General features: G+C 71.7%; 24 protein-coding genes and 5 tRNA genes. 12 read left to right on the top strand and 17 right to left on the bottom strand.

Annotation, left to right across the window (positions count from 1 at the left end):
* Positions 1–39: 39 nt before the first annotated feature.
* On the bottom strand, positions 40–990 hold the full coding sequence (locus tag OG871_RS24770; RefSeq protein WP_371503412.1) for an NAD(P)H-dependent glycerol-3-phosphate dehydrogenase: 951 nt from the start codon (positions 988–990) through the stop codon (positions 40–42).
* A 47-nt stretch (positions 991–1,037) separates the two neighbouring features.
* Complete coding sequence (locus OG871_RS24765) at positions 1,038–1,856, bottom strand: lysophospholipid acyltransferase family protein (RefSeq protein ID WP_371499379.1); 819 nt, start codon at positions 1,854–1,856, stop codon at positions 1,038–1,040.
* Positions 1,857–2,163: 307 nt separating this feature from the next.
* Here OG871_RS24765 and cofC point away from each other — a divergent pair, with 307 nt between their 5' ends.
* A complete protein-coding gene (gene cofC, locus OG871_RS24760) occupies positions 2,164–2,880 on the top strand; it encodes a 2-phospho-L-lactate guanylyltransferase (protein ID WP_371499377.1) in 717 nt (238 codons plus the stop codon).
* A 29-nt stretch (positions 2,881–2,909) separates the two neighbouring features.
* Positions 2,910–3,134, top strand: a complete 225-nt coding sequence (locus OG871_RS24755; protein WP_371499375.1) for a hypothetical protein — start codon at positions 2,910–2,912, stop codon at positions 3,132–3,134.
* A 20-nt stretch (positions 3,135–3,154) separates the two neighbouring features.
* On the opposite strand, the gene OG871_RS24750 is transcribed toward OG871_RS24755, so the two are convergent.
* Together OG871_RS24750 and OG871_RS24745 are read right to left on the bottom strand one after the other, a co-directional pair.
* Positions 3,155–3,469 carry a hypothetical protein gene (locus tag OG871_RS24750; protein ID WP_371499373.1) on the bottom strand — a complete coding sequence of 105 codons (315 nt, stop codon included), beginning with the start codon at positions 3,467–3,469 and terminating at the stop codon, positions 3,155–3,157.
* Positions 3,466–3,720: a hypothetical protein gene (locus tag OG871_RS24745; protein WP_371499371.1), complete on the bottom strand. Its 255-nt coding sequence runs from the start codon at positions 3,718–3,720 to the stop codon at positions 3,466–3,468. The genes OG871_RS24750 and OG871_RS24745 overlap by 4 nt, the downstream gene beginning before the upstream one ends.
* A gap of 141 nt (positions 3,721–3,861) precedes the next feature.
* Between OG871_RS24745 and OG871_RS24740 the strand changes: the two genes are divergently transcribed.
* The gene (locus OG871_RS24740) at positions 3,862–4,632 is read left to right on the top strand and encodes a GntR family transcriptional regulator (RefSeq protein ID WP_371499369.1); all 771 of its coding nucleotides are present in this window, start codon (positions 3,862–3,864) and stop codon (positions 4,630–4,632) included.
* Between the two features lie 182 nt (positions 4,633–4,814).
* Here OG871_RS24740 and OG871_RS24735 read toward each other — a convergent pair whose 3' ends face one another.
* From OG871_RS24735 to leuC, 4 genes are all read right to left on the bottom strand, one after another.
* Positions 4,815–5,564, bottom strand: a complete 750-nt coding sequence (locus tag OG871_RS24735) for an HU family DNA-binding protein (protein WP_371499367.1) — start codon at positions 5,562–5,564, stop codon at positions 4,815–4,817.
* Positions 5,565–5,697: 133 nt separating this feature from the next.
* Positions 5,698–6,045, bottom strand: coding sequence for a hypothetical protein (locus OG871_RS24730; protein WP_371499365.1), 348 nt, complete (start codon positions 6,043–6,045; stop codon positions 5,698–5,700).
* A 148-nt stretch (positions 6,046–6,193) separates the two neighbouring features.
* Positions 6,194–6,790: a 3-isopropylmalate dehydratase small subunit gene (leuD, locus tag OG871_RS24725; RefSeq protein WP_371499363.1), complete on the bottom strand. Its 597-nt coding sequence runs from the start codon at positions 6,788–6,790 to the stop codon at positions 6,194–6,196.
* 5 nt (positions 6,791–6,795) lie between these two features.
* Entirely contained in the window at positions 6,796–8,217 is a 1,422-nt protein-coding gene (gene leuC, locus OG871_RS24720) for a 3-isopropylmalate dehydratase large subunit (RefSeq protein ID WP_371499361.1), read from the bottom strand.
* A 231-nt stretch (positions 8,218–8,448) separates the two neighbouring features.
* On the opposite strand from leuC, the gene OG871_RS24715 reads away from it, so the two are divergent.
* On the top strand, positions 8,449–9,162 hold the full coding sequence (locus tag OG871_RS24715; RefSeq protein WP_033823066.1) for an IclR family transcriptional regulator: 714 nt from the start codon (positions 8,449–8,451) through the stop codon (positions 9,160–9,162).
* Between the two features lie 155 nt (positions 9,163–9,317).
* Here the strand turns inward: OG871_RS24715 and OG871_RS24710 are convergent.
* The 8 genes from OG871_RS24710 to OG871_RS24675 form a co-directional block, all read right to left on the bottom strand.
* Positions 9,318–9,392 (bottom strand) — tRNA-Gln (locus OG871_RS24710).
* Between the two features lie 4 nt (positions 9,393–9,396).
* Positions 9,397–9,469 (bottom strand) — tRNA-Glu (locus OG871_RS24705).
* A 22-nt stretch (positions 9,470–9,491) separates the two neighbouring features.
* Positions 9,492–9,564: transfer RNA gene (locus OG871_RS24700), tRNA-Glu, on the bottom strand.
* A 38-nt stretch (positions 9,565–9,602) separates the two neighbouring features.
* Positions 9,603–9,675 (bottom strand) — tRNA-Glu (locus OG871_RS24695).
* 26 nt (positions 9,676–9,701) lie between these two features.
* Positions 9,702–9,773: transfer RNA gene (locus tag OG871_RS24690), tRNA-Gln, on the bottom strand.
* A gap of 175 nt (positions 9,774–9,948) precedes the next feature.
* Positions 9,949–11,454: a glutamate--tRNA ligase gene (gene gltX / locus OG871_RS24685; protein ID WP_371499358.1), complete on the bottom strand. Its 1,506-nt coding sequence runs from the start codon at positions 11,452–11,454 to the stop codon at positions 9,949–9,951.
* A gap of 10 nt (positions 11,455–11,464) precedes the next feature.
* On the bottom strand, positions 11,465–12,265 hold the full coding sequence (locus OG871_RS24680) for a fumarylacetoacetate hydrolase family protein (protein WP_371499356.1): 801 nt from the start codon (positions 12,263–12,265) through the stop codon (positions 11,465–11,467).
* 254 nt (positions 12,266–12,519) lie between these two features.
* Positions 12,520–12,741 (bottom strand): hypothetical protein, encoded by a 222-nt coding sequence (locus tag OG871_RS24675; RefSeq protein ID WP_371499354.1) that lies wholly within the window; start codon positions 12,739–12,741, stop codon positions 12,520–12,522.
* A gap of 615 nt (positions 12,742–13,356) precedes the next feature.
* On the opposite strand from OG871_RS24675, the gene OG871_RS24670 reads away from it, so the two are divergent.
* The 8 genes from OG871_RS24670 (at position 13,357) to OG871_RS24635 (ending at position 24,323) form a co-directional block, all read left to right on the top strand.
* Positions 13,357–17,031, top strand: coding sequence for a nitrate- and nitrite sensing domain-containing protein (locus tag OG871_RS24670; RefSeq protein ID WP_371499352.1), 3,675 nt, complete (start codon positions 13,357–13,359; stop codon positions 17,029–17,031).
* Positions 17,032–17,041: 10 nt separating this feature from the next.
* Positions 17,042–17,455, top strand: coding sequence for a roadblock/LC7 domain-containing protein (locus OG871_RS24665; protein ID WP_184942492.1), 414 nt, complete (start codon positions 17,042–17,044; stop codon positions 17,453–17,455).
* A 143-nt stretch (positions 17,456–17,598) separates the two neighbouring features.
* Positions 17,599–18,051: a DUF742 domain-containing protein gene (locus tag OG871_RS24660; protein ID WP_371499350.1), complete on the top strand. Its 453-nt coding sequence runs from the start codon at positions 17,599–17,601 to the stop codon at positions 18,049–18,051.
* Positions 18,032–18,616, top strand: a complete 585-nt coding sequence (locus OG871_RS24655; RefSeq protein ID WP_033823131.1) for an ATP/GTP-binding protein — start codon at positions 18,032–18,034, stop codon at positions 18,614–18,616. Before OG871_RS24660 ends, OG871_RS24655 begins: the two co-directional genes overlap by 20 nt.
* A 441-nt stretch (positions 18,617–19,057) precedes the next feature.
* Positions 19,058–22,471: a nitrate- and nitrite sensing domain-containing protein gene (locus OG871_RS24650; protein WP_371499348.1), complete on the top strand. Its 3,414-nt coding sequence runs from the start codon at positions 19,058–19,060 to the stop codon at positions 22,469–22,471.
* A gap of 10 nt (positions 22,472–22,481) precedes the next feature.
* Positions 22,482–22,895 (top strand): roadblock/LC7 domain-containing protein, encoded by a 414-nt coding sequence (locus OG871_RS24645; RefSeq protein ID WP_035797811.1) that lies wholly within the window; start codon positions 22,482–22,484, stop codon positions 22,893–22,895.
* Between the two features lie 197 nt (positions 22,896–23,092).
* The gene (locus tag OG871_RS24640) at positions 23,093–23,758 is read left to right on the top strand and encodes a DUF742 domain-containing protein (protein WP_371499346.1); all 666 of its coding nucleotides are present in this window, start codon (positions 23,093–23,095) and stop codon (positions 23,756–23,758) included.
* Positions 23,739–24,323: an ATP/GTP-binding protein gene (locus OG871_RS24635; protein ID WP_033823131.1), complete on the top strand. Its 585-nt coding sequence runs from the start codon at positions 23,739–23,741 to the stop codon at positions 24,321–24,323. Before OG871_RS24640 ends, OG871_RS24635 begins: the two co-directional genes overlap by 20 nt.
* Positions 24,324–24,395: 72 nt before the next feature.
* On the opposite strand, the gene cimA is transcribed toward OG871_RS24635, so the two are convergent.
* Complete coding sequence (gene cimA / locus OG871_RS24630; protein ID WP_371499344.1) at positions 24,396–26,009, bottom strand: citramalate synthase; 1,614 nt, start codon at positions 26,007–26,009, stop codon at positions 24,396–24,398.
* Positions 26,010–26,306: the final 297 nt, after the last annotated feature.

Raw genomic sequence — 26,306 nt, 5'->3', positions numbered from 1 at the left:
TCGCTTTTGAGACTACCGTGCGGATGTTTCCGGTTCCTGTCACCGGCGCTCCGGCTTGGCCGAACGCGCCATCAGCCCCTTGAGCACCTCGCGGGTCGGACGCCCGTTGTGGACCACGTCGACCACGGCCTCGACGATCGGCATGTCGACTCCGCTGCGCCGGGCCAGGTCGAGCACCGACTCGCAGGACTTGACGCCCTCCGCGGTCTGGCTGGTCGCCGCGACCGCCTGCTCCAGGGTCATGCCGCGGCCGAGGTTGGTGCCGAAGGTGTGGTTGCGGGACAGCGGCGAGGAACAGGTGGCGACCAGGTCGCCCATGCCGGCCAGGCCGGCGAAGGTGAGCGGGTCGGCGCCGAGCGCGACACCGAGCCGGGTGGTCTCGGCCAGGCCGCGGGTGATCAGGGTGGCCTTGGTGTTGTCGCCCAGGCCCATGCCGTCGGCCATGCCGACCGCCAGCCCGATCACGTTCTTGACCGCGCCGCCGAGCTCGCAGCCGACCACGTCGGTGTTGGTGTACGGGCGGAAGTAGGGCGTGTGACAGGCCGTCTGGAGCCGCTTGGCGACCGACTCGTCGGTGCACGCGACCACGGTGGCGGCCGGCTGGCGGTTCGCGATCTCCCGTGCCAGGTTGGGCCCGCTGACCACGGCCACCCGCTCGGGACCGACCCCGGCGACCTCCTGCAGCACCTCGGTCATCCGCTTGGCGGTGCCGAGTTCGATGCCCTTCATCAGGCTGACCAGCACCGTCTGCGGACCGAGCAGCGGCGCCCAGGCGGCGAGGTTCTCGCGCAGCGTCTGCGAGGGCACCACCAGCACCGCGAAGTCCGCGCCCGCCATCGCCTCGGCGGGGTCGGCGGTGGCCCGGACCGACTCGGGCAGCCGGACTCCCGGCAGGTAGTCCGGGTTGACGCGGGTCTGGTTGATGGCGTCGGCGAGCTCCTTGCGGCGGCCCCACAGGGAGACCTCGCAACCGGCGTCGGCCAGGATCATCGCGAAGGCGGTGCCCCAGGATCCGTTCCCGAATACGGCACAACGGGTCACTGGACCTGCTCCTCGGTGTCGTCCTCGCCGGCCGCGCGCTCGCGCTTGCCGGCCGCCGTCGCGGCCCGCTCCCGGGCGGCGCGGCGCATGTCGTAACGCTCGGCCGGGGGAAGTTCACCACGGATGCCGGCCAGCACGTCGGTGATCGCGGCCATGATGTCCTCGGTGGCCTCGCGCAGCACCTGCGCGGTGAGTTCCTTGCCCTGGTACCGGCTGAGGTCCACCGGCGGTCCCGCGGCCACCGTCACCCGGTGCCGGGGGAAGAGGTTGAACTTGCTCTTCCCGCCCCGGCCGTAGGGCGGGACGATCTCGTGCGCGCCCCAGTGCGCCACCGGGATGACCGGCGCGCCGGTCATCAGCGCGACCCGGGCGGCGCCGCTCTTGCCGGTCATCGGCCACAGGTCGGGATCCCGGGTGAGCGTGCCCTCCGGGTAGAACTGCACGCACTGGCCGCGCTCGACCGCGTCGATCGCGGCGCGGAACGCCTCGGCCGCGTCGGTGGACTCCCGGAACACCGGGATCTGGCCGGTCTTGCGCAGCATGAACCCGATGAACGGCACCGAGAACAGCTGGGACTTGCCGAGTATCCGCGGCGGCCGCCCGCTGTTGTACTGCCAGTGCGCGTAGACCACCGGGTCGATGACCGAGTTGTGGTTCACCACCGCCAGGAAGCCGCCCTCCTTCGGGAGGTGCTCCCATCCGCGCCAGTCCGGCTTCACCAGGGCGGTGGTCACCGGCTTCACCAGCACGGCCGCGAAGCGGTACCAGATGCCGTAGTCGGCGTTGCCGAACCTGGCGTACGAGCGGCGGGCCACCCCAGCTCCTCCTCATCCGGTGCGGCACCCCGGGTGCCGCACGTCTTCCCTCGCCTCCCGGTCTCACCGGTCGGGGTCGCCGGCCCGGCCCCTCGGTTGCCACCGCTGCCACCAGCGGTGAGGGCCTGACCTGCGGCTCACCCGGCCTGGCGGCCGGGAGCAGCCCCGAGGCGCGGACCAGTCTCACCCGCGGGCGCACCGGCTGTCGAGCGGACGTGCCCGTTCGCGGCGGGCACGTGAGCAACCGCACGCCGGGACGGGCGACACGGCTGGCCAGGGCTCCGGGCCCGACGCCAGAATGGCGCCGATGACCGAGGACACCGTACGCCCCGCCGGGCCGCCCACGCCCGCTCCCTCCCTGCCCGGACGCGGCAGCGGGGCTTCGGCCGTGCCCCGATGGTCACTCGTTCTGCCCGTGAAGCCGCTCGATCTGGCCAAGAGCCGGCTCGGGCCGTTCGCCGGGGCGCGACGGGCCGAGCTGGCGCTGGCGTTCGCCCTGGACACCGTCTCGGCCGCACTGGCCTGCCCCCTGGTGGCCCGGGTCCTGGTGGTGACCGGCGATCCGGTGGTGGCAGCCGGGGTCGCCGCACTCGGCGCGCTGGTGGTCGGGGACGAACCGGGCGGCCGGCACGGCGGGCTCAACCCCGCACTGGCGCACGGCGCGGCGCGAGCGCGCCTGTTCGCTCCGCGCGCCCCCCTCGCCACCCTCTCCGCCGACCTCCCCGCGCTGCGGCCCGCCGAACTCGCCCGCGTCCTGGCCGCCGTACCGCCCGGTCACCGCGCCTTCCTCGCGGACACCCCGGGAACCGGGACCACCCTGCTGGCCTGCCCGCCCGGACGGGCCCTGCGCCCGGCCTTCGGTCCCGGCTCCCGGGACCGGCACGCCGCCGACGGCGCCCGTGAACTCCCGCTCCCGGACGTGCCGTCGGTGCGCCGGGACGTCGACACCGGCGCGGACCTGGCCGAGGCGCTCGCCCTCGGCGTCGGCCCGCACACCGCCACCGTGGCCGCCACCCTGGTCTGAGCGCACCGGGCGCTCGCTATGCTGCTGGCATGCAGGCCACCTCGTTCACCTTCGACGCCGCGACCCGGACGGGCTCCGTCCTGCTCGACGACGGCACTCCGGTGCCCTTCGACGCGGCGGCCTTCGAGGCCGGCGGCCTGCGCCTGCTGCGGCCCGGCCAGCGGGTCCGGATCCGCACCGAGGGCAGCGGCGAGAGCCGCCGGGTGGTCTTCCTGACGCTGCAGACCTTCCCCGACCCCGGCGCGGATTCCTGAACCCCGCGGCTCGTGCCCCTTCACCCGTGGTGCGCCGTGCGGTCCCGGGTCCGGTCCGCCGGCTGGGTGGGGACCACTCTGACGACGTGTGAACGGCCCGCCATGGTGAAGGTCATGGCCAGCTGCCCGTCCCGCGCCAGCGCCGCCTCGACCCGCTCCACCACGCCCGGTCCGAAGAAGGCACGGTAGGCGTCGTACTGGGTCCAGCCGAGCGGCAGCATCCGCAGGGACCGCCAGAGCGCCGCAAGGGCGTCCGGCAGCCGGCTGAAGGTGGCCGGCCCGGCGACGCCCTCGATGGACACGGTGACCTGCCGTGGGGCGTTGGCGGTGGTCATCTCGGTGGCTCCTCGCTGTCGTCGTCGATCTCGGCCCAGACCAGGTGGGCCGCGTTGCTGTACTGGTGGCCGTAGCGGTCGGCCTCGGCCAGCGCGGCGAGCACCGCGCGGTGCGCGTCTTCCCCGAGATCGTCGGCAAGCGACGCCTCCACCCGGTAGCCGCCTCCCCCGGGCCGCCGGCGGACCCTGGCCCTGCTGCCGGCCGCGAGGGCGAGACGTCCGGCGAGGGCGAACGCCCTGGTACTCCGCACGCGATGTTTCTCCCTGCATGCAGCCACTCACTCAAGGTAAATCTAAATCATTAGATTCCACCTGATGCATTAGATTGTCAATGCTGAATCACCCGCCCTGCCGAAGCGCAGGGGCCGAGCCTGCCGCCGGGAGAGCCGGATATGCCTTCGGAGGAGCCCCCGTACCTGCGGATCGCCGACGACCTGCGCCACCGGGTGGCCGGCGGCGAGTGGCGGGTCGGTGAGCGGCTGCCGTCCCGCGCCCAACTCGCCCTCAGCTACCGGGTCGGCGCGAACGTGCTGCAACGGGCGCAGGAACTGCTGATCGTCGAGGGCGTCCTGGAGGGCCGGGCCGGATCGGGGACGTACGTACGGGTGCCCGCCGAGCGCCGCCCGATGGTGCGCTCCCGTCTCCGCGGCGACGACGGCCGCACCGCCCGGCCCCCGCTGCGGCCCGGTCTCGACGAACGGACCCCGGCCGGCACCTGGGACGCCCACAGCTTCGCCCGCACCCCGGCCCCGCCGCGGATCGCCGTCCGGCTCGGCATCGAGCCCGGCGATCCGACCGTACGCACCTGCTACGAGTTCCTGACCGACGGTCGGCCGGTGCAGACCGCCGAGAGCTGGGAGCCGATGGCGGTCACCGGCGGAACCCCGGTCCTGCTGCCCGAACTGGGCCCGCTCGCCGGGCGCGGCGTGGTGGAACGGATGGCCTCGATCGGGATCGTGGTCGACCGGGTGGTGGAACGCCCCCGCCCGGCCCGGGCCACCCAGGAACAGGCCCACCTGCTCGGCATCTCGGCCGGCGACCTGGTGACGCTGATCGAGCGGACCTCCTACGACCCGGACGGCCGGGCGGTGGAGACCGCCGACCTGGTCGTGCCCGACTCCCGCTGGGAGATCGTCTACGAGCTCCCGGTCCAGGGGCACTGAGCGGACGTCACGCCGACCGGCCCCGCGCGTCCTTCGGAACGCACACGGCTGCGGCGGCCCACCCCGGGATTCACCGGAGTTCGGGCCGCCGCAGCCGTCGTCTTGCTGGTCCTGCCGATCCTGCCCCGCACCGACGGTCCTGCGCGGTGCGTCCGGCCGCTGCCGGTCGAGCTCCGCCGGAGCTACTTGGCGGTGGCCTTGCGCGCGGTGGTCTTGCGCGTGGCGGTCTTCTTCGCCGGAGCGGTCTTCTTGGCCACTGCCGTCGTCTTCTTGGCGGGGGTGGCCTTCTTGGCCGCCGCGGTCTTGGCGGGGGTGGCCTTCTTCGCCGCGGTGGTCTTCGCCGCGGTGGTCTTGGCCGCCGTCGTCTTGGCCGCGGTGGTCTTCGCCGCCGTGGTCTTGGCCGCCGTGGTCTTCGCCGCGGTGGCCTTGGACGCCGTGGAGCGGGCGGTGGTGGTCTTCTTGACCGCCGTGGCCTTCTTCGCGGTGGTGGTCGCCTTGCGGGCGGCCGTCTTCTTGGCCGCGGCCGGAGCCGCAGCGGCGGCGGCAGCGGCGCGCTTGGTGGCGGCGCGCTTCACGGCGGCGGTGGTGCCGCTCTTGCCCGGGGTGAGGGAGCCCTTGGGGGCCTTCTTCACCGAGGGGCCTTCCTTCGGCAGCTTCTTGGCGCCGGAGACCAGGTCCTTGAAGCCCTGGCCGGGACGGAAGCGCGGAACCGCGGTCTTCTTGACCTTGACCCGCTCACCGGTCTGCGGGTTACGGGCGAAGCGCGCGGAGCGCTCCACCTTCTCGAAGGTGCCGAAACCGGTGACCGACACGCGGTCTCCTGCCACAACGGCACGCACCATGGTGTCGAGCACTGCGTCGACGGCCTCTGCGGCAGCCTTGCGACCGCCCAGCTGCTCGGCCACCGCTTCGACAAGCTGAGCCTTGTTCACGTCTTCCCCTTCGGAAACGGGCGCCGGATGATTCCATCCGTTCATTTCGCACGTTAGGTATGTATCTGCGGACTTTCAATTACCGAACGCGTGAATCACCCTAGTGTCGCAATGGATTTGCGCATCGGCGACCTCACAGGAGCGGCTGGCGCCCCTCGTCGAGGTCCTGCACAAAGCGACTCAACCGCCGCGCCGCCTCGGGGAGATCGCGCTTGGCGGTCTCCGTGACGATGAGCAGTTGACGGGTGAGAGCGGTCTTTGCATCGGTTGACACGTTCAGCGCAGAAACGCGAGCGTGTGCTTGCTTCAACCGCTCGGCCACAAGCGCGTAGAGCGCTTCGACTTCCGGGTCGTCCGGTTCCTCAGCAGGTGAGGTGTGTTGGTCCGTCCGGTCGTCAATTCGACTGCCGGCTGCGCCGTCCGTCTCCTCCGGCGCCGCGGGTTCGCCACCCGGGTACGGAGGTTCGGGGTTCCGGTGCATGTGACGATTGTGCCATCTGTACGGAGTTGCGCTGCGCCGGGGGTTTATGCAGACCTCGGCGACCGTCCCGAACTCCCGTCCCGAACAGCCGAAGACCCGCCCCCCCGAGGGGAGCGGGCCATCCGGCGAAGCATCAGAAAGCGCGTTCTCACGCCGCCGGGAGGGTGCGCGGCTTGAACGTCGGCCGGGTCGTCTCGAAGGCGGCGATCGCGTCCTCGTTCTGCAGCGTGATGCTGATGTCGTCCAGACCGTTGAGCAGCCGCCAGCGGACGTTGTCGTCCAGCTCGAAGGAGGCGGTCACGCCCTCGGCCCGCACCTGCCGGGCCTCCAGGTCCACGGTGATCTCGGCCGTGGGGTCGGCCTCGGTGAGGGCCCACAGCCGCTCCACCGTCTCCTGCGGCAGAACCACCGTCAGAAGGCCGTTCTTCAGCGAGTTGCCGCGGAAGATGTCGGCGAAACGCGAGGAGATGACGGCCTGGAAGCCGTAGTTCTGCAGCGCCCAGACGGCGTGCTCGCGGGAGGAGCCGGTGCCGAACTCGGGGCCAGCCACCAGGACGCTCGCGCCGGCCCGCTCGGGCCGGTTCAGGACGAAGTTCTCGTCCTTGCGCCAGGCCTCGAAGAGGCCGTCCTCGAAGCCGGTGCGGGTGACCTTCTTCAGCCAGTGCGCCGGGATGATCTGGTCGGTGTCGACGTTGCTGCGGCGCAGCGGAACGGCCCGGCCGGTGTGGGTGGTGAACTTCTCCATGCTGCTCAGACCTCCACGGCGACGTCGGACGACAGGTCGGCGGGCGCGGCCAGCCGGCCCAGCAGGGCGGTCGCGGCGGCGACCTGCGGGGACACCAGGTGGGTGCGGCCGCCCTTGCCCTGGCGGCCCTCGAAGTTGCGGTTCGAGGTGGAGGCGCAGCGCTCCCCGGGGGCCAGCTGGTCCGGGTTCATGCCCAGGCACATCGAGCAGCCCGCGTGCCGCCATTCGGCGCCGGCGGCGGTGAAGACCTTGTCCAGGCCCTCCTCGACGGCCTGCAGCGCGACCCGCACCGAGCCCGGGACCACCAGCATCCGCACGCCCTCGGCGATGGTGCGGCCCTCCACGATGGCGGCCGCGGCCCGCAGGTCCTCAATGCGGCCGTTGGTGCAGGAGCCGACGAACACGGCGTCCACCGTGACCTCGCGCAGCGGCGTACCGGCCGTCAGGCCCATGTACGTCAGCGCGTTCTCCGCGGCGACCCGCTCCTGCGGGTCCTCGAAGGAGGCCGGGTCCGGCACGTTGGCGCCCAGCGGCGCGCCCTGGCCGGGGTTGGTGCCCCAGGTGACGAACGGGGTGAGCTCGGTGGCGTCGATGAAGATCTCGTGGTCGAAGACCGCGTCCTCGTCGGTGGCCAGGGTCTCCCAGTACGCGACCGCGGCGTCCCAGTCCTCGCCCTGGGGGGCGTGCGGACGGCCCTGGAGGTAGTCGAAGGTGGTCCGGTCCGGGGCGATCATGCCGGCCCGGGCGCCCGCCTCGATCGACATATTGCAGATCGTCATCCGAGCCTCCATGGAGAGGCTGCGGATCGCCGAACCGCGGTACTCCAGGACGTAGCCCTGGCCGCCGCCGGTACCGATCTTCGTGATGATGGCCAGGATCAGGTCCTTGGCGGTGACGCCCTCGGGCAGCTCGCCCTCGACCGTGATCGCCATGGTCCTGAACGGGGCCAGCGGCAGCGTCTGGGTGGCCAGCACGTGCTCGACCTGGCTGGTGCCGATGCCGAAGGCCAGCGCACCGAACGCGCCGTGGGTGGAGGTGTGCGAGTCGCCGCAGACGACGGTGGTGCCCGGCTGGGTCAGGCCCAGCTGCGGGCCGACCACGTGGACCACGCCCTGCTCGATGTCGCCCAGCGAGTGGATGCGCACGCCGAACTCCGCGGCGTTGCGGCGCAGCGTCTCCAGCTGGATCCGGGAGACCGGGTCGGCGATCGGCTTGTCGATGTCCAGGGTCGGGGTGTTGTGGTCCTCGGTCGCGATCGTGAGATCGGTCCGGCGGACGGCGCGGCCGGCCAGTCGGAGCCCGTCGAAGGCCTGCGGGCTGGTCACCTCGTGCAGCAGGTGCAGATCGATGTAGAGCAGGTCGGGCTCGCCCTCGGCGCGCCGGACGACGTGGTCGTCCCAGACCTTCTCCGCCAGTGTCCGTCCCATCGCTTTCCCTCCAGCCGGCCGCATTGCCGGCCTTCTCGTGTCTTCGAGGTCTCTTCCCGAGCCACCCTGGTGAGGCTCGCCGCAGGCGACCTGCACGCCGGATCGTGTCCAGGATGTGGACACCTTGGTGAGGGTCCATCCTGGGTGTCTCCCGGGCTGCTCCATCCAGAGTGGCGCTTTTCTCGCAAGATTGAACTTGCGTCTCGCGTACTGAGACTGCAGTATCGAGACATGGACAACACTAGCGGCGTCGGCGTTCTCGACAAGGCCGCTCTGGTGCTCAGCGCACTGGAGTCGGGCCCCGCCACGTTGGCGGGGCTGGTCGCCGCCACCGGTCTGGCGCGGCCCACCGCCCACCGACTCGCCGTCGCACTCGAACACCACCGCCTGGTCACCAGGGACATGCAGGGCCGGTTCATCCTCGGCCCCCGGCTCTCCGAACTCTCCGCCGCGGCCGGCGAGGACCGCCTGCTCGCCGCCGCCGGCCCGGTGCTCACGCACCTGCGCGACGTCACCGGCGAGAGCGCCCAGCTCTACCGCCGCCAGGGCGAGATGCGGATCTGCGTGGCCGCCGCTGAGCGGCTCTCCGGCCTGCGCGACACCGTGCCGGTCGGCTCCACGCTGCCGATGAAGGCCGGTTCCGCCGCACAGGTCCTGCTCGCCTGGGAGGAGCCCGAGCGGCTCCACCGCGGCCTGCAGGGCGCGCGGTTCACCGCCACCGCGCTGAGCGGCGTACGGCGGCGCGGCTGGGCCCAGTCGATCGGCGAACGCGAGCCCGGTGTGGCCTCCGTCTCGGCCCCGGTGCGCGGCCCCTCCAACCGCGTGGTGGCCTCCGTCTCGGTCTCCGGCCCGATCGAGCGCCTGACCCGCCACCCGGGCCGGCTGCACGCCCAGGCCATCATCGAGGCCGCGAACCGCCTCACCGAGGCCCTGCGTCGCGGCTGAACAGGAACGCAGACGGCTGGGGCCGCCCCGCACTCCGCGGGGCGGCCCCAGCCGTTCTCCGAACCGACCACCGACGGCCACTGACCGCCGACCGCCGAGAAAAACAAAAAAGCCCCGGATCTACCGGAGCTTTCTTCGGGTGGTGCTGGTATTTCTGGCTGGGGTACCAGGACTCGAACCTAGACTAAATGAACCAGAATCACTCGTGCTGCCAATTACACCATACCCCAAAAGTACCCCCGACCGGATTCGAACCGGCGCTACTGCCGTGAGAGGGCAGCGTGCTAGGCCGCTACACAACGGGGGCCCGCACCATCACTGGTGCTGAGTACCCCCGACCGGATTCGAACCGGCGCTACTGCCGTGAGAGGGCAGCGTGCTAGGCCGCTACACAACGGGGGCATACTCATTACTGTATTCAGTTGGCAATTTGCATTGCGTACCCCCGACCGGATTCGAACCGGCGCTACCGCCTTGAGAGGGCGGCGTGCTAGGCCGCTACACAACGGGGGCCTGTACTGCGGAACCACTGTACTGCGCTGGGGTACCAGGACTCGAACCTAGACTAACTGAACCAGAATCAGTCGTGCTGCCAATTACACCATACCCCACCAGAGTTCAACCCCTGCGGGGCCTTCCTCGGTGCTTCGCGCCTCCCTGCCCGGGCGGCGCAGAAAGAACATTACCCGACGCGTGGCCCCGCTCCAAAATCGATAACCGCAGGCAGGGCCGTGGGCGCCTGCGGGCCTGGTCAGCGCACCAGACCCGCAGGCGCCCCGGACGGGCTCAGGAGGCCGGTACGAGCTCCAGGGCGGCGGTCAGCCGGCGGAGCGTCTCGGCCCGGCCGAGCAGCTCCATCGACTCGAAGAGCGGCGGGGAGATCCGCCGGCCGGTGACGGCCACCCGCAGCGGGGTGAAGGCGAACTTGGGCTTGATGCCCAGCCCGTCCACCAGTGCCTCGCGCAGCACCGCCTGGATCGGCTCCGGGGTGAAGTCCCCGAGCTCCTCCAGCGCCTTGATGCTGGCCTCCAGGACCGCGCGGGAGTCGGCGGTCAGCGCCTTGGCCGCGTCGTCGGGGTCGACCGCGAAGTCGGCCGGGTCGACGAACAGGAAGCCGGCCATCGCGACGATCTCGCTCAGCACGACCATCCGCTCCTGGGTGAGCGGCGCCACCGCGGCCAGCAGCTCCAGCTGCCCGGCGCCCGGCTCGGCCGGCAGCAGACCGGGGGCCTGCAGGTACGGCACCAGGCGGCGGACGAACTCCTCGGGCGCCAGCTCGCGCACGTGGCGGGCGTTGATCGCCTCGCACTTCTTGAGGTCGAAGCGGGCCGGGTTGGCGTTGACGTCGGCGATGTCGAAGGCCGCGACCAGCTGGTCCATCGAGAAGTGGTCGTCGTCCGCGGAGAGCGACCAGCCGAGCAGCGCAAGGTAGTTCAGCAGGCCCTCGGGCAGGAAGCCGCGCTCGCGGTACAGGTTGAGCGAGGCCTGCGGGTCACGCTTGGAGAGCTTCTTGTTGCCCTCGCCCATCACGTACGGCAGGTGGCCGAACCGCGGGGTGGTGCCGTTGCCGACGCCGATCTCGGCGAGCGCCGCGTACAGGGCGATCTGACGCGGGGTGGAGGAGAGCAGGTCCTCGCCGCGCAGGACGTGGGTGATCTCCATCAGCGCGTCGTCGACCGGGTTGACCAGGGTGTACAGCGGCGCGCCGTTGGCCCGGACGATGCCGAAGTCCGGGACGTCCTTCGGGTCGAAGCTGACCGGGCCGCGGACCAGGTCGTCGAAGGTCAGGGTGTGGTCGGGCATCCGGAACCGGACGATCGGCTGCCGGCCCTCCTGCCGGTAGACCTCGACCTGGTCGGCGGTCAGCGCGCGGCAGTGGCCGTCGTAGCCGCTGGGCCGGCCGGCGGCCCGGGCGGCCTCGCGGCGGGCGTCCAGCTCCTCCGTGGAGCAGTAGCACTCGTACGCGTGGCCGGCCTCCTTGAGGCGGCGGGCGACGTCCGCGTAGATGTCCATCCGCTGCGACTGGCGGTACGGCGCGTGCGGGCCGCCGATCTCGGGGCCCTCGTCCCAGTCGAAGCCGAGCCAGCGCATGGCGTCGAGCAGCTGGTTGTAGGAGTCCTCGGAGTCGCGGGCCGCGTCGGTGTCCTCGATCCGGAAGACCAGCGTGCCGCCGTGGTGGCGGGCGAAGGCCCAGTTGAAGAGGGCGGTACGGACCAGGCCGACGTGCGGGTTGCCGGTCGGGGAGGGACAGAAGCGGACCCGGACGGTCGGGTCCAGCTCAGAGTTAGCCACGCTTACAGCCTCAATCACGGGAGATGACCTTGTTGGCGAGAGTGCCGATACCTTCGATGGTGACGGCGACCTCGTCGCCGACGCCGATGGGGCCGACACCCGCGGGGGTGCCGGTGAGGATGACGTCGCCCGGGAGCAGGGTCATCGCTTCGGAGATGTGCGCGATCAGCTCGGCGACCGGACGGACCATCAGGGAGGTCCGGCCCGCCTGGCGGAGTTCGCCGTTGACCGTGCAGGTCACCGCGAGGTCGGACGGGTCCAGGTCGGTCTCGATCCACGGGCCCAGCGGGCAGGCGGTGTCGAAGCCCTTGGCCCGGGCCCACTGGCCCTCGCGCTGCTGGACGTCGCGGGCGGTCACGTCGTTGGCGCAGGTGTAGCCGAAGACCACCTCGGGCACCCGGTCGACCGGGACCTCGCGGCACATCCGGCCGATCACCACGGCCAGCTCGGCCTCGTGCTGGACGTCCGAGGAGAACGGCGGGTACGCGATGGCCTCGGTCGGGCCGATCACCGAGGTGGAGGGCTTGAAGAAGGTCAGCGGGACGTCCGGGACCTGGTTGCCCAGCTCGGCCGCGTGCGCCGCGTAGTTGCGGCCGACCGCGACGATCTTGCTGGGGAGCATCGGGGCCAGCAGCCGCACGTCCTGGAAGCGGTAGCTCTCACCGGTCGGCTGGGGAGCCCCGAACGGGTGCCCGGCCAGCGCGTGCAGCACCAGCGAGTCGGGCTTCGAGGGATCGCCCTCGACCACACCGAAGGAGACGCTGCCGGCGGCAGGGCTTCCTTCCCGGACGGAGAACCTGGCAATGCGCACTGCCCAGCAACCTCTCGGTTCGTCGGCCGCCGGGGCGCCCGGACGCTGGCGGAGCCCGCGGATCGGGGCCCCGCTCGATCGTCCCCAGGCTATCGCGTGGGCCGTCGCCCACCGGCTCACGGCGGGCGGGGGCGCTCCGAGGCCGGGCGAACCGCCGACGGGCCGGCGGCCGGCGACCCGCCCGGCAGGCCGCCGGACAGACGACAGGGGCGCCGGCCGCGTGTGCGGTCGGCGCCCCTGTCGGGAGTTGAGGATCAGTCCAGCGGGATGCGCGGGGCCGGGGCGACCATCAGCTTGGTGCGGCGCGGGTTGGCCGTGCTGTCGGGCAGCTCGACGGCGTACTCGCGGGGCTCCTTCGAGGCGAGGAAGCCGGGCAGCTGGCCGAAGTCCTCGACGGAAGCCAGGCTCGTCCGACGCGGGTTGGCCGTGGGGCGGCAGTTGAGCGTGGACTTCGAAGCCTTCGTCGGCTCGGGCATTGCGTCACACCTCGGGATCATGGGTCGGCCCGCTCGGTCGCGGCCGACCCGCAGGGGTCGGGGCTTTTGGGCGGGCCTCGGGATGGGCAGGCTGAATCACAGCGGCACACCACCGTGTGCCCGCCGGAGCAAGGTTAAGGATCTCCTTTCACAGCCGCCGTGACCAAAGCTACACATAGCGGTGTGACTTTGCTCACTTTTCCCGGGAAAATTGCCGCGATCTCGGTTATTTCCGGCGAGTAGAAATCATCGACATAGGGGATATCTCGGACATTTTGGGACCTCTGACACTCCGACGGATCCGCAGCCCACTTGGCATGCATCCGGCAAGTGTCCGAAAAGGGCCGTATTCCGGCACCCCTACCGCACAGTCCGTGAGGCGGTGCACGCACTGGGTAGCTCAGGACACCGACGGGTAACGCCCCTTGTTGGACTTCCCGTGCTGTGCTGGAATGCCACGGAAAAACTCGACACCGCCCTATCCCGCCACTCGCGGGAGGGGCGCCCGGTCCAGAGGTTGCGACGCCAGTGCAGGGACGTTTCAAGAGGGGCAGCGGCGCCGCGGGTGACCCGGAGCAGCGCGAGCCCATGTCAGGCTCCCACCAGGCAGCACCGATGACCGGCGCTGCCGCCGACCGGTTGGTCTCCGGCGGCTCCGAGCCAGATCCCGGTGACACCGCCGGCGCGGACAGCGCCGAGCACGCCGACAAGCAGAGCCGCCGATCCAGGCTGCGCGGAACGCTGAACCGCCGCCGGGCCACCGGCATCAGCCGGTTCGCCATGCGCAACTGGCGTATCCGGACGCGTCTGATCGCCCTGCTGCTGCTCCCCGTGATGGTCGCGCTGGTGCTCGGCGGCCTCCGGGTGCAGACCTCGCTGGAGAACTCCCGGCAGCTGGCACAGATGAAGGACCTGGCGGACCTGGCCCGTAAGGCGACGGCCCTGGCCAACGCCCTGCAGACCGAGCGCGACGTCAGCGCCGGCCCGCTCACCGCGAAGCTGGGCGACGCGACCGACCCCGACGTGGTCGAGGCCCGGAAGACCAGCGACGCGCTGAGCAAGGCGTTCAACGCCAGCGCCGACAAGTTCGACGAGCTCGACCTCGCCGGTGGCAAGACGCTGCTGCTGCAGGTCCGCAAGGACCTCAACCAGCTGACCGCGGCCCGGACGAGTGCGTACCGCAGCGCGGACAACATTCAGGCCACCATCACGAGCTACGACGTGATGATCAAGGACCTGATCGACATCATCCAGGACCTCGCGATCACCTCGAACAGCACCGAGTTGATCAAGATCACCCGTGCGCTGCGCCAGTTCTCGCTGGCCAAGGAGTCGACCTCCATGCAGCGCGCACTGATCAGCGCGGCGCTGGCCCGCCCCGGCCAGCCCGACCTGAGCACCTCGGACGAGACCTTCGGCATCCGCCTGCAGGGCGGCGAGGACAACGCGCTCGCCAACTTCACCGCCATCTACGGCGAGGGCGAGGCCCGCGCGAAGCGCGCGCAGATGAGCTACAACCAGCTGATCGCCGACTCCGACCGCTTCACCAAGGCGGTGCTCAACCCGAACGGCATCCAGCAGGCCGAGAGCCGGACCTACAAGGACTGGTACGACGCCGCCTCCGCCAAGATCACGGCGGAGAAGAACATCGAGACCTCGCTGGTCGAGGACCTGGACGGCAAGGCCCAGGCCCTGCAGTCCGACGCCGACACCGAGGCCCTGGTCAACGCGGCGCTGGTCGCGATCGTGCTCATCGTCGCCATCGCCGGCGCGGCCCTGATGGCCCGCTCGATGGTGCGCTCGCTGACCCGTCTGCAGACCGCGGCCGAGGACGTCGCCGAGCGGCGGCTGCCCGAGCTGGTCAAGACCCTCTCGGAGAGCGACCCGCAGGACGTCGACGTCACCGTCGAGCCGGTCGGCGTCGACTCCGCGGACGAGATCGGCCACGTGGCGCACGCGTTCGACATGGTGCACCGCGAGGCCGTCCGACTCGCCGCCGAGCAGGCGCTGCTGCGAGGCAACATCAACGCGATGTTCACCAACCTCTCGCGCCGCAGCCAGGGCCTCATCCAGCGCCAGCTGTCGCTGATCTCCGAGCTGGAGAGCCGCGAGGCGGACCCGGACCAGCTGGCCAGCCTCTTCAAGCTGGACCACCTCGCGACCCGTATGCGCCGTAACGGCGAAAACCTCCTCGTCCTCGCGGGCGAGGACCCGGGCCGCCGCTGGACCCGCCCCGTCCCGCTGGTCGACGTGCTCCGCGCCGCAGCCTCCGAGGTGGAGCAGTACGAGCGCATCGAGCTCGCCGCCGTACCGTCCACCGAGGTCGCCGGCCGCGTCGTCAACGACCTCGTCCACCTGCTCGCCGAGCTGCTGGAGAACGCCACCTCGTTCTCCAGCCCGCAGACCCGGGTCCGGGTCACCGGCCACGCCCTGCCGGACGGCCGGGTGCTGGTCGAGATCCACGACACCGGCATCGGCCTCAGCCCGGACGACCTCGCGGACATCAACGAGCGTCTGGCCAGCCCGCCCGTGGTGGACGTCTCGGTCTCCCGCCGCATGGGTCTGTTCGTGGTCGGCCGCCTGTCCCTGCGACACGGCATCCGGATCCAGCTCCGCCCCAGCGACTCCGGTGGCACCACCGCGCTGGTCATGCTCCCGATCGACGTCACCAACTCCGCCGACCGCCGGGGCGGCCGTCCCGGCGGCCCGGCCGGCCCCGGTGGCAAGCCGCAGCGCGGCGCCGGTCCGACCCCGCGCCAGCAGGGTCGCCCCGGTGCGGCCGAGGCACTGGCCGGACGGCAGACCGCCGCGCTGGGCCAGGGTCCGGGCTCCGCCCCGACCGGCCGCCCGCAGCTCGGCGCGCCGAAGTCCGGCGGCCCCCAGGGCGGCCAGCAGGGCGGCCAGCAGGCCGGTGGCGGGCTGTTCGGCGGCGGTCAGCCGTCGGGTGGTCCCGGCAACCGCGCCGGCGGCCTGCCGACCCGTGAGGTCGGCCAGGCGCTCCAGGGCGGCCCGGCTCCGCAGGGCGGCGGCCAGTCCGCCGACCTGCCGCCGCGCCGCGTGCCCGGTGCCTCCGGTGCCCCGGGTGCGCCCGGTGCCGGTGCCGGTGCGCCGGGCGGCATGCCCCGCCGGGGTCAGGCTCCGCGTCCGCAGGAGGGCCAGCCCGGCCGGCGGCCCGCGCCCGAGCGCCCGCAGCCGCGGGCCGGGGCCGAGCGCCCGGAGAACGCCAACCTGTTCGGCGAGCGTCCGCAGCACGGCCGGGCCGACCAGGCGCCGGCCGGCGACCAGGCCGGCGGCCGGCCGCAGCGCGGACCGCTCCCGGGCGGCGACGCCGCCCGCGGCGGGCTCGCCCCGCGCCGTCCGCAGGCCCCCCAGGGCCGCCAGGAGCAGCCGCAGCCGTCCGCCGAGAGCGACTCGGAGAGCACCGCCCAGTTCGCCCGGCCCCGCTTCGAGGCCAGCGACATCGACCCGCGCGACCCGCTGGGTCTCGGTCTGGTCGAGCCGGTGCTGCCCAGCGTTCCCGGCCCGGCCGGTCAGGGCCCGCAGGGCCAGGTGCCCCAGCAGCCGTTCGCGCCGCAGCAGAACGGGCAGCCGGGCGGTCAGCGTCCGCAGCGCCCGGCGGGCGCCGAGCGTCCGCAGCCGATGGCCCTGCCGACCGGCCCCGGCGACGACACCCAGTGGTTCCGTCCCGAGGACGCCGCCGAGGGTGGCCGCGCCGGTGGCTACCAGCCGCAGCGCCCCGGCACCACCGCCCCCGGGATCGCCCCGCAGGGCCGCCCGCACCAGGGCCAGGCTCCGCAGGGTCGGCCGCAGCCGGCTCCGCAGCAGCGCCAGGCCCCGCAGGGTGGTCCCGAGCAGGCGGCCCAGCGGCCGGCCCAGGGTCAGCCGCAGGCACCCGTCCAGGGCGAGGCCCCGTGGCGGCCGTCCGCCAACGACGAGCGGTGGCGGCGGGCCGAGCAGCTGCGTGAGCCCTCCACCGGTGGGCTGACCACCTCGGGGCTCCCGCGCCGCACCCCGCAGGCCAACCTGGTGTCGGGCACGGCGGAGGCTTCGCCGCTGACCGGCCCGCAGGTCTCCCGGAGCCCCGACGAGGTGCGCGGCCGGCTGACCAACCTGCGCCGCGGCATCCAGCAGGGCCGGCAGGCGGGTACCGGCACCAACCCCGGTGCCGGCCAGGCCCAGCAGGGCTTCGACGGCTTCGGCGGCGCCGCACGCGGCAACCGTCCCGGTCACGACGGGCAGCGCAACGCCGATGGCACCTTTGGCTTCGGCCCCGAGCACCAGGAGCGTTGAGTTGAGTCAGATGAGCCAGGCCGCACAGAACCTGAACTGGCTGATCACCAATTTCGTGGACAACACCCCCGGGGTGTCGCACACGGTGGTGGTCTCCGCAGACGGTCTTCTGTTGGCCATGTCCGAGGGCTTCCCGCGCGACCGCGCAGACCAGCTCGCCGCCGTCGCGTCCGGCCTCACCTCGCTGACCTCCGGCGCCAGCCGGATCTTCGAGGGCGGCGACGTCAACCAGACCGTCGTCGAGATGGAGCGCGGCTTCCTGTTCCTGATGGCCATCAGCGACGGCTCCTCGCTCGCCGTCCTGGCCTCCCCCGACTCCGACATCGGTCTCGTGGGCTACGAAATGGCCCTCCTCGTCGACCGCGCCGGAGCCGTCCTCACCCCCGCGCTGCGCGCGGAACTCCAGGGCAGTCTCCTGCATTGAGGTAGTCAACCGCGCCCCTGCGCCGGGCCGCCCGTCCGGGGCCCGGCGCCCAAACCCCGGCCGCCGAAAGGCGGCTGACCCCGCCTCAGCCGGCCCGTGCCGGCTGACAGCCGCCAGCGACGGCTGCAGCACAAGGAGGACTCATGACCCCGCCCCCGACACCCGCCGGCTCGTACGGCAGCGGGTACGGCAGTGGCTACGGCGGCCAGCAGGCCGGCGGTGGCTACGGTGGCCAGCAGTCCGACGGCTACGAGCAGCAGCCGCTGGTCCGCCCGTACGCGATGACCGGTGGCCGCACCAGGCCCCGCTACCAGCTGGCGATCGAGGCACTGATCTCGACCACCAGCGCGGCCGAGCGGACCGGCGGGCTGCTGCCGGAGCACGCCCGGATCGTGGGCCTGTGCCGCGAGGTCAAGTCGGTCGCGGAGATCTCCGCCCTGGCCGGGGTGCCGCTCGGGGTTGCCCGGATCCTTGTCGCAGACCTGGCCGAAGCCGGCCTGGTCGCCATCCACCAGCCCGCCGCTGCGGGCGAGTCGGGCGGTACGCCTGACGTCACGCTGCTCGAAAGGGTCCTCAGTGGACTTCGCAAGCTCTAACGCGGCCGCCCCCAGCCGCGCCACCACCTCGGCGAAGATCGTCGTCGCGGGCGGCTTCGGTGTGGGCAAGACCACCCTCGTCGGGGCCGTCTCCGAGATCAACCCGCTGCGCACCGAAGCCGTCATGACCTCGGCCTCCGCCGGCATCGACGACCTCACCCACACCGCGGGCAAGACGACCACCACCGTCGCCATGGACTTCGGCCGAATCACCCTCGACGAAGACCTGATCCTCTACCTCTTCGGCACCCCCGGCCAGGACCGCTTCTGGTTCATGTGGGACGACCTCGTCCGCGGCGCCATCGGCGCCGTCGTCCTCGTCGACACCCGCCGCCTCGCCGACTGCTTCCCCGCACTCGACTACTTCGAGAACAGCGGCCTCCCCTTCGTCGTCGGCCTCAACGGCTTCGAAGGACACCAGCCCCACACCCCCGAAGAAGTCCGCGAAGCACTCCAGCTCGGCCCCGACACCCCGATCATCGCCCTCGACGCCCGCCGCCGCGACAGCGCCAAGAGCGCCCTGATCACCCTCGTCGAACACGCCCTCCTGGCCAGACTCCGCTGATCGCCGGGCCTCTCGTGAGTGAGGTTCGGCACGTGCCCGCCTTCCGCCCTCCCGGCGGAGGCGGGCACGGGCGCAGTTGTCCATAACAGTTCGGTAGGCATTTGGAGATCACTAGTGACACAGGGTGATGTATCCGATTCAATATGCGCGGATGACCTTGCGTTTTGCTACTGACTGCCCATGAATGTCCGAATTGCTCGTGCCTGACCGGGTACGGAGAGCTGTTTGTCCCCCATCCCTGCACGTGCTGAAATTCCAGCTACCCCGTAGTCACCCTTGGCAGTTCCACCCACAGCGGGCTGCGGCCACCGGGGGAAGCCGCTGGATTGATCCATGGCCGCCAGTCGGTCGAGAGGTTGTTGTCGAGTGAGGCGTAAGCAGCCAGTCACCCCGCAGCGCTCCGAGCCCGGTCGAAACGAGCCGGGCGGAAGCGGCGGCCAGGTGCCCCCCTCCGGGTTCTCCGCGTTCACCCCGACCGAGGAGCGTCCGGGCAGCGGCCCGGCCGTCGTCATCGGCGGCGGTGCTTCGCAGCAGGCCGGTTCGAGTGCGAAGAGCCCCGGTCCGGACGACCGCCGGACGAGCTCCGGCCGTTACGAGTTCCTGTCCCCGCTGAACTGGCGGGTGCCGACGCGACTCGTCGCGATTCTGCTGATCCCGGTCATCATCGGCCTGGTCTTCGGCGGTCTGCGCGTCAACACCTCGTTCGACGACTGGGTCAAGGCCGACCGCGCGCTGAAGACCGCGGCCCTCGCCCGGGCCGCGACCCAGCTCGCCGACGCCCTGGAGAACGAGCGCGACCTCACCGCCGCGCCGCTCATCATCGGCAACGACACCGAGGGCACGGTCAAGAAGTACCGGGGCCTGACCGACCAGGCGCTGGCGGCGTACAACTCCGCCTTCGCCAAGGTCAAGGACGACCAGACGCTGGCCCGGCGCAACGAGGCCTTCCAGCAGCTCGTGGCGGACCTCCCGCACCTGCGGGACAACGCCTACAAGAAGGAACTCTTCGCGACCGCCACCCAGGGCGCGTACTCGATCATGTTCGCGCCGCTGCTGGCCATCGACAACTCCGTCGGCTTCGGCAGCTCCAGCGAGACCAGCCGCGGCCGCTCGATCTACGCCATGTCGCTGGCCAAGGCCTCGGCCTCCACCCAGCGCGTGCTGATGCTCAACCTGCTGGTCGGCATCGGCACCGGCACGGTCACCAAGTACGAGAACATCGAGCTGATCCAGACCCTGCTGGTCTCCGCCAAGCTGGAGCAGACCGCGATCAGCGAGTTCATCACCGGCAGCACCTCCGCGGACGCCAAGGTCTTCGCCGACGCCCTGGTCAACCAGGCCGCCGCCGACCTGCGCACGCCGCGCCGGATGCCCGGTGGCCAGGCCATCCCGACCGTCCAGGGCCTGCTGAACATCGGCATGGCCTACTCGGCGGCCGCGGCGGCGGGCGAGGCCAAGGGCAAGGAGCAGGCCGCGGCGACCTTCCAGGCCGCCAAGGACGAGGGTCTGACCCCCGAGAACTGGATGCAGGCCACCAACGGCCACATCAGCGCCCTGCGCGCCACCGAAGTCGCGCTCCTCGACCAGGTCGTCGCCGGCGCCGCGAACATCAAGTCCCGCGCGCAGACCGACGCCATCCTCAACTCGGCGATCGTGATCGCGGCCCTCGCGCTGGCCGGTCTGCTCACCGGCTTCATCGCCCGCTCGATGATCCTCGGTATGCGCGTCCTCAACAGCGCCGCGCTGGAGATCGCCAACCACCGTCTGCCGGACCTGGTCGAGAAGCTCTCCAAGACCGACCCGGACCGGGTGGACACCTCCGTCGCCGCGATCCCGCTGTGGGGCAAGGACGAGATCGGCGAGGTCGCCCGCGCCTTCGACCAGGTCCACGCCCAGGCGGTCTCGCTCGCCGCCGAGCAGGCCCTGCTCCGAGGCAACCTGAACGCGATCTTCTCCAACCTGTCGCGCCGCAGCCAGAGCCTGATCCAGCGCCAGCTGGCGCTGATCACCGACCTGGAGAACAACGAGGCCGACCCGGACCAGCTGGAGAACCTCTTCAAGCTGGACCACCTCGCGACCCGTATGCGCCGTAACGGCGAGAACCTCCTCGTCCTCGCGGGCGAGGAGCCCGGCCGCCGCTGGAACACCCCCGTGCCGCTGGTCGACGTGCTGCGCGCCGCCTCCTCCGAGGTGGAGCAGTACGAGCGCATCGAGCTGGCCGGCATCCCCGAGGCCGAGGTCGTCGGCCCCGCCGTGACCGACCTCGTCCACCTGCTCGCCGAGCTGCTGGAGAACGCCACCTCGTTCTCCAGCCCGCAGACCCGGGTGCTGGTCAACGCCACCCGCCTGCCGGACGGCCGGGTGCTGGTGGAGATCCACGACAAGGGCATCGGCCTCACCGCCGAGGACTTCGCGGAGATCAACGAGAAGCTGGCCGAGCCGCCCACGGTCGACGCCACCATCTCCCGCCGCATGGGCCTGTTCGTGGTCGGCCGCCTCTCGCAGCGCCACGACATCCGGGTCCAGCTCCGCCCGTCCGGCGAGTCCGCCGGCACCACCTCGCTGGTGATGCTCCCGCAGGCACTGACCCAGTTCAACGCCCCGCCGGAGCCGGAGGAGGAGTTCACGGTCTCCCGGATCTTCGCCGAGCAGGAGCCGAGCACCCAGAACTGGGACCAGGTCGGCCAGGCCCGCAGCGCCGCCGAGCTGGGCTTCGACGACCACCTGACCGGCCACGGGCAGGACGGTGGCTTCAGCCCCGCGCTGGAGTCCATGCAGCGCTCTCAGCGCCTCGAGCAGCGCCGCCTGGCGGCCCTGGAGGTCGGTCCCGGCGACGGTGACGGCGAGCCGGTCGAGGCCGAGCTGGTCGAGCCCCCGTACGGCGACGGCTACGGCCGCCCGCAGCAGGACCCGTACGGCCAGGAGCAGTTCGCCAACGGTCAGCAGTACGCCCAGGACGGCTACGGCGAGTACCCGGAGTACGCGGACAACCAGTACCAGGACCCGCAGTACCAGGGCGGCCAGTACCAGGACCCGCAGTACCAGGGCGCCGGCTACCAGGGCGAGGCCTACGGCCAGGACCAGCAGTTCGCCGACGGCGGCTACCAGGACCAGTACGGCCGTGAGCAGTACGCCGACTCCTCGTACCCGCAGGACGGCTACGGCGGCCAGCAGTACGACCAGGGCTACCAGCCCTACGGCGGGGCCTCCGAGGCCGCTGCCGGGCACCCGTACGGTCAGGAGGAGCCGCCTACGGCCCTTCCGCCCGCCGGTGGCGGGACGCTCGGCTCGGGCCTGCCGCAGCGCCGTCCCGGCCAGCAGCTGGCCGGCGGTTCGGCTCCGGTCTTCGGAGACCAGGGCACCGGCCAGGGCGGCGACAAGCCGAACTGGTTCGCCGGGGCCAGGGAGAGCGGCTCGGAGTCCGAGCAGCGCGGCCACCAGGTGTCGGCGCTCGGCGGCTACGGCCCGACCGGTCCCACCAGTTCGCCCACCACGTGGGAGTCGGCCAACGACGGCGACTGGCAGCGCGCGGAGCAGCTCCGCGAGCCCGCCGCCGGCGGCACCACTCCCTCCGGCCTGCCGCGCCGGGTTCCCAAGCAGAACCTGGTCGCCGGCAACGCCAAGCCGACTCCGCAGGAAGGCCCGCAGGTCTCCCGCAGTCCGGAGGAGGTCCGCGGCCGCCTGACCAACCTGCGCCGCGGCGTGGAGCAGGGCCGCAGTGCCGGCGGTGACCCGGGTGCCACCGGCAGCTTCCGGATCGATCCCCAGGAAATTTCCCAGCAGGGCCGGTCCGGCAACGGACAGCAGAACAGCAGCACCGATCTCTTCGGCGGCTCGAACCACCAGGAGCGTTGAGTTGAGTCAGATGAGCCAGGCCGCACAGAACCTGAACTGGCTGATCACCAATTTCGTGGACAACACCCCCGGGGTGTCGCACACGGTGGTGGTCTCCGCAGACGGTCTTCTGTTGGCCATGTCCGAGGGCTTCCCGCGCGACCGCGCAGACCAGCTCGCCGCCGTCGCGTCCGGCCTCACCTCGCTGACCTCCGGCGCCAGCCGGATCTTCGAGGGCGGCGACGTCAACCAGACCGTCGTCGAGATGGAGCGCGGCTTCCTGTTCCTGATGGCCGTCAGCGACGGCTCCTCGCTCGCCGTCCTGGCCTCCCCCGACTCCGACATCGGTCTCGTGGGCTACGAAATGGCCCTCCTCGTCGACCGCGCCGGAGCCGTCCTCACCCCCGCGCTGCGCGCGGAACTCCAGGGCAGTCTCCTGCACTGACGGTTCGTCGGATACCGTCCTGGTATTCGAAAGACCTCATTGCCCGTCCCGGGTCCCTCCCGGACACCGTTGGCCCACCGCCTCCGGTGTCCGTGAAGGACCCGGGTTCGGGCGTTGTACGGCCTTCGCACCACCGGCTCGGGGCGCAGCTGTTCCGGGCCAGCACCGCACCGCCGCACCCTGTGAGGAGAGGAACCGTGACACCGCCCGACGACCGCAGCGGCCAGTACGGCGTTCCGTACCCCGGCACCGGCCATGACGCCTTCGGAGCCCCCGGCGTCGGCCACGGGCACCAGTACCCGCCGCAGCAGCAGCAGTACTTCGCACCACCCCAGCCGGCCGCCCAGCAGCAGTACGGCCAGCAGCCCTACCAGGAGCCGCAGCAGCCGTACCGCGAGCCCGGGCAGTACGCCCGGCCCGAGGACGGCTACCAGGGCTACCCGGGGCCCGAGGCCTTCCCCGAACGGGACGAGGCCCGGTACCAGGAGGACTTCGGGCAGCACGACGACGACGGCCAGGACGCCGGCCCGCTGATCCGCCCGTTCGCGATGACCGGTGGCCGTACCCGGCCCCGCTACGAGCTCGCGCTGGAGGCCCTGGTCTCCGCCAGCGTCGAGCCGGCCCGGCTGGCCGGGCTGCTTCCGGAGCACCAGCGGATCTGCTCCCTGTGCACCGAGGTCAAGTCCATCGCCGAGGTCTCCGCCCTGCTCACCATCCCCTTGGGGGTGGCGCGGATCCTCGTCGCCGACCTGGCCGAAGCCGGTCTCGTGACCATCCACCAGCCCGCTGCCGGCGGCGAATCCGGCAACCAGCCCGACGTCACGCTGCTCGAAAGGGTCCTCAGTGGACTTCGCAAGCTCTAACGCGGCCGCCCCCAGCCGCGCCACCACCTCGGCGAAGATCGTCGTCGCGGGCGGCTTCGGTGTGGGCAAGACCACCCTCGTCGGGGCCGTCTCCGAGATCAACCCGCTGCGCACCGAAGCCGTCATGACCTCGGCCTCCGCCGGCATCGACGACCTCACCCACACCGCGGGCAAGACGACCACCACCGTCGCCATGGACTTCGGCCGAATCACCCTCGACGAAGACCTGATCCTCTACCTCTTCGGCACCCCCGGCCAGGACCGCTTCTGGTTCATGTGGGACGACCTCGTCCGCGGCGCCATCGGCGCCGTCGTCCTCGTCGACACCCGCCGCCTCGCCGACTGCTTCCCCGCACTCGACTACTTCGAGAACAGCGGCCTCCCCTTCGTCGTCGGCCTCAACGGCTTCGAAGGACACCAGCCCCACACCCCCGAAGAAGTCCGCGAAGCACTCCAGCTCGGCCCCGACACCCCGATCATCGCCCTCGACGCCCGCCGCCGCGACAGCGCCAAGAGCGCCCTGATCACCCTCGTCGAACACGCCCTCCTGGCCAGACTCCGCTAGACGCCCGCCGCCGGTGACGGCAAGGGGCCCGCGGACCTGTCGGTCCACGGGCCCCGGCGCGGCCGCCCGCGGTCAGCTCTCCGCGGGGTCCACCCCGGCGTGGATCAGGCCGTAGGTGTACGCGTCGTCAAGTGCCAGCCAGGAGGCGGCGATCACGTTGTCGGCGACCCCGACCGTGGACCAGGTGGCGGTGCCGTCGGTCGACTCGATCAGGACCCGGGTCTTGGAACCGGTGCCGTGCTGGCCCTCCAGGATGCGGACCTTGTAGTCGACCAGCTCCAGCTTGGCCAGCTGCGGGTAGATCCGTTCCAGGGCCGCCCGCAGCGCCTTGTCGAGCGCGTCCACCGGGCCGTTGCCCTCGCCGGTGGCGACCCTGCGCTCGCCCTTGGCCCAGATCTTCACGGTGGCCTCGTTGCCCGCGCGGCCCTCCGGCCCCTGCTCGCTGATGGTCCGCCAGGACTCCAGTGAGAAGAAGCGCTGCCGGCTGCCCCGCACCTCGTCGCGCAGCAGCAGTTCGAAGGACGCGTCGGCGGCCTCGTACGTGTAGCCGAGGTTCTCCTGCTCCTTCACCTTGGCCACCACCCGGCCGACCAGGTCGCGGTCGGCGGAGAGGTCGTAGCCGAGTTCCTTGCCCTTGAGCTCGATCGAGGCCCGGCCGGCCATGTCGGAGACCAGCATCCGCATGGTGTTGCCCACGAGTTCGGGGGCGATGTGCTGGTACAGGTCCGGGTCGACCTTGATCGCGGAGGCGTGCAGCCCGGCCTTGTGCGCGAAGGCCGAGAAGCCGACGTAGGGCTGGTGGGTCGAGGGTGCCAGGTTGACCACCTCGGCGATGGCGTGCGAGATGCGGGTCATCTCGGCCAGCCGGCCCTCGGGCAGCACCCGGAGGTCGTACTTGATCTCCAGCGCGCCGACCACCGGGAAGAGGTTGGCGTTGCCGACCCGCTCGCCGTAGCCGTTGGCGGTGCACTGGACGTGGGTGGCCCCGGCGTCGACCGCGGCCAGGGTGTTGGCGACGGCGCAGCCGGTGTCGTCCTGCGCGTGGATACCGAGCCGGGCGCCGGTCCGGGCGAGCACCTCGGCGACGGTGTCGCGGACGCCGGCGGGCAGCATGCCGCCGTTGGTGTCGCACAGGACGACGACGTCCGCGCCGGCCTGGTGGGCGGTGCGGACCACGGCGAGGGCGTACTCGGGGTTGGCCTTGTACCCGTCGAAGAAGTGCTCGCAGTCGATGAACACCCGCCGGCCCTGGGCGCGCAGGAACTCGACGCTGTCGCGCACCATCTCCAGGTTCTCGTCGAGGGTGGTGCGCAGGGCGAGCTCGACGTGCCGGTCGTGCGACTTCGCGACCAGGGTGATCACCGGGGCGCCGGAGTTGACCAGGGCCGCGAGCTGGGGGTCCTCGGCGGCCTTGCCGCCGGCCCGGCGGGTGGCGCCGAACGCGACCAGGCTGGCGTGCTTGAGGTCGAGTTCGGCGGCGGCGCGGGCGAAGAACTCGGTGTCGCGGGGGTTGGCGCCCGGCCAGCCGCCCTCGATGAAGCCGACGCCGAACTCGTCCAGGTGCCGGGCGATCGTCAGCTTGTCCGCCACCGTGAGGTTGATGCCCTCGCGCTGGGCGCCGTCGCGCAGCGTGGTGTCGAAGACGTGGAAACTGTCGTTGGGGCGGCTGTTGCTGGCCTCGGTCATGGCCCTGGGTTCTCCGTTCGATGGAGTTACTGCTGTTGCCGGTAGGGACCCGGCTCCACTGTCCAGCATCCCGCGCGCACCCGGTGTCCCTCGGCCCCTTGTGGGGGCTCCGGCCGGTCCGGGGCAAAACAAAAGACCCCTCGCGGGTGCGAGAGGTCTGCGCGCGGGTCTGGACGCTGGTGGTCGCTCCGCATTCGGGTACTGCGGAACGGTCACTGCGGACCGGCGCGCCTGCTGCTAATAATCAGCGAGAGCGAGGACACGCTTGCAGTCTGGCACACCGCCCGCATTCCGGCC

It is taken from the genome of Kitasatospora sp. NBC_00374 (genome assembly GCF_041434935.1).
Lineage (GTDB): Bacteria > Actinomycetota > Actinomycetes > Streptomycetales > Streptomycetaceae > Kitasatospora.
Note: the sequence above shows the minus strand (reverse complement) of the source record. Positions and strands in the feature narration are given on the sequence as shown.

Coding starts and splice junctions, on each gene's coding strand:
- OG871_RS24770 (WP_371503412.1), bottom strand. CDS start 990: ATGATCCTGGCCGACGCCGGTTGCGAGGTCTCCCTGTGGGGCCGCCGC.
- cofC (WP_371499377.1), top strand. CDS start 2,164: ATGACCGAGGACACCGTACGCCCCGCCGGGCCGCCCACGCCCGCTCCC.
- OG871_RS24755 (WP_371499375.1), top strand. CDS start 2,910: ATGCAGGCCACCTCGTTCACCTTCGACGCCGCGACCCGGACGGGCTCC.
- OG871_RS24750 (WP_371499373.1), bottom strand. CDS start 3,469: ATGACCACCGCCAACGCCCCACGGCAGGTCACCGTGTCCATCGAGGGC.
- OG871_RS24740 (WP_371499369.1), top strand. CDS start 3,862: ATGCCTTCGGAGGAGCCCCCGTACCTGCGGATCGCCGACGACCTGCGC.
- OG871_RS24730 (WP_371499365.1), bottom strand. CDS start 6,045: ATGCACCGGAACCCCGAACCTCCGTACCCGGGTGGCGAACCCGCGGCG.
- leuD (WP_371499363.1), bottom strand. CDS start 6,790: ATGGAGAAGTTCACCACCCACACCGGCCGGGCCGTTCCGCTGCGCCGC.
- leuC (WP_371499361.1), bottom strand. CDS start 8,217: ATGGGACGGACACTGGCGGAGAAGGTCTGGGACGACCACGTCGTCCGG.
- OG871_RS24715 (WP_033823066.1), top strand. CDS start 8,449: ATGGACAACACTAGCGGCGTCGGCGTTCTCGACAAGGCCGCTCTGGTG.
- OG871_RS24675 (WP_371499354.1), bottom strand. CDS start 12,741: ATGCCCGAGCCGACGAAGGCTTCGAAGTCCACGCTCAACTGCCGCCCC.
- OG871_RS24670 (WP_371499352.1), top strand. CDS start 13,357: ATGACCGGCGCTGCCGCCGACCGGTTGGTCTCCGGCGGCTCCGAGCCA.
- OG871_RS24665 (WP_184942492.1), top strand. CDS start 17,042: ATGAGCCAGGCCGCACAGAACCTGAACTGGCTGATCACCAATTTCGTG.
- OG871_RS24660 (WP_371499350.1), top strand. CDS start 17,599: ATGACCCCGCCCCCGACACCCGCCGGCTCGTACGGCAGCGGGTACGGC.
- OG871_RS24645 (WP_035797811.1), top strand. CDS start 22,482: ATGAGCCAGGCCGCACAGAACCTGAACTGGCTGATCACCAATTTCGTG.
- cimA (WP_371499344.1), bottom strand. CDS start 26,009: ATGACCGAGGCCAGCAACAGCCGCCCCAACGACAGTTTCCACGTCTTC.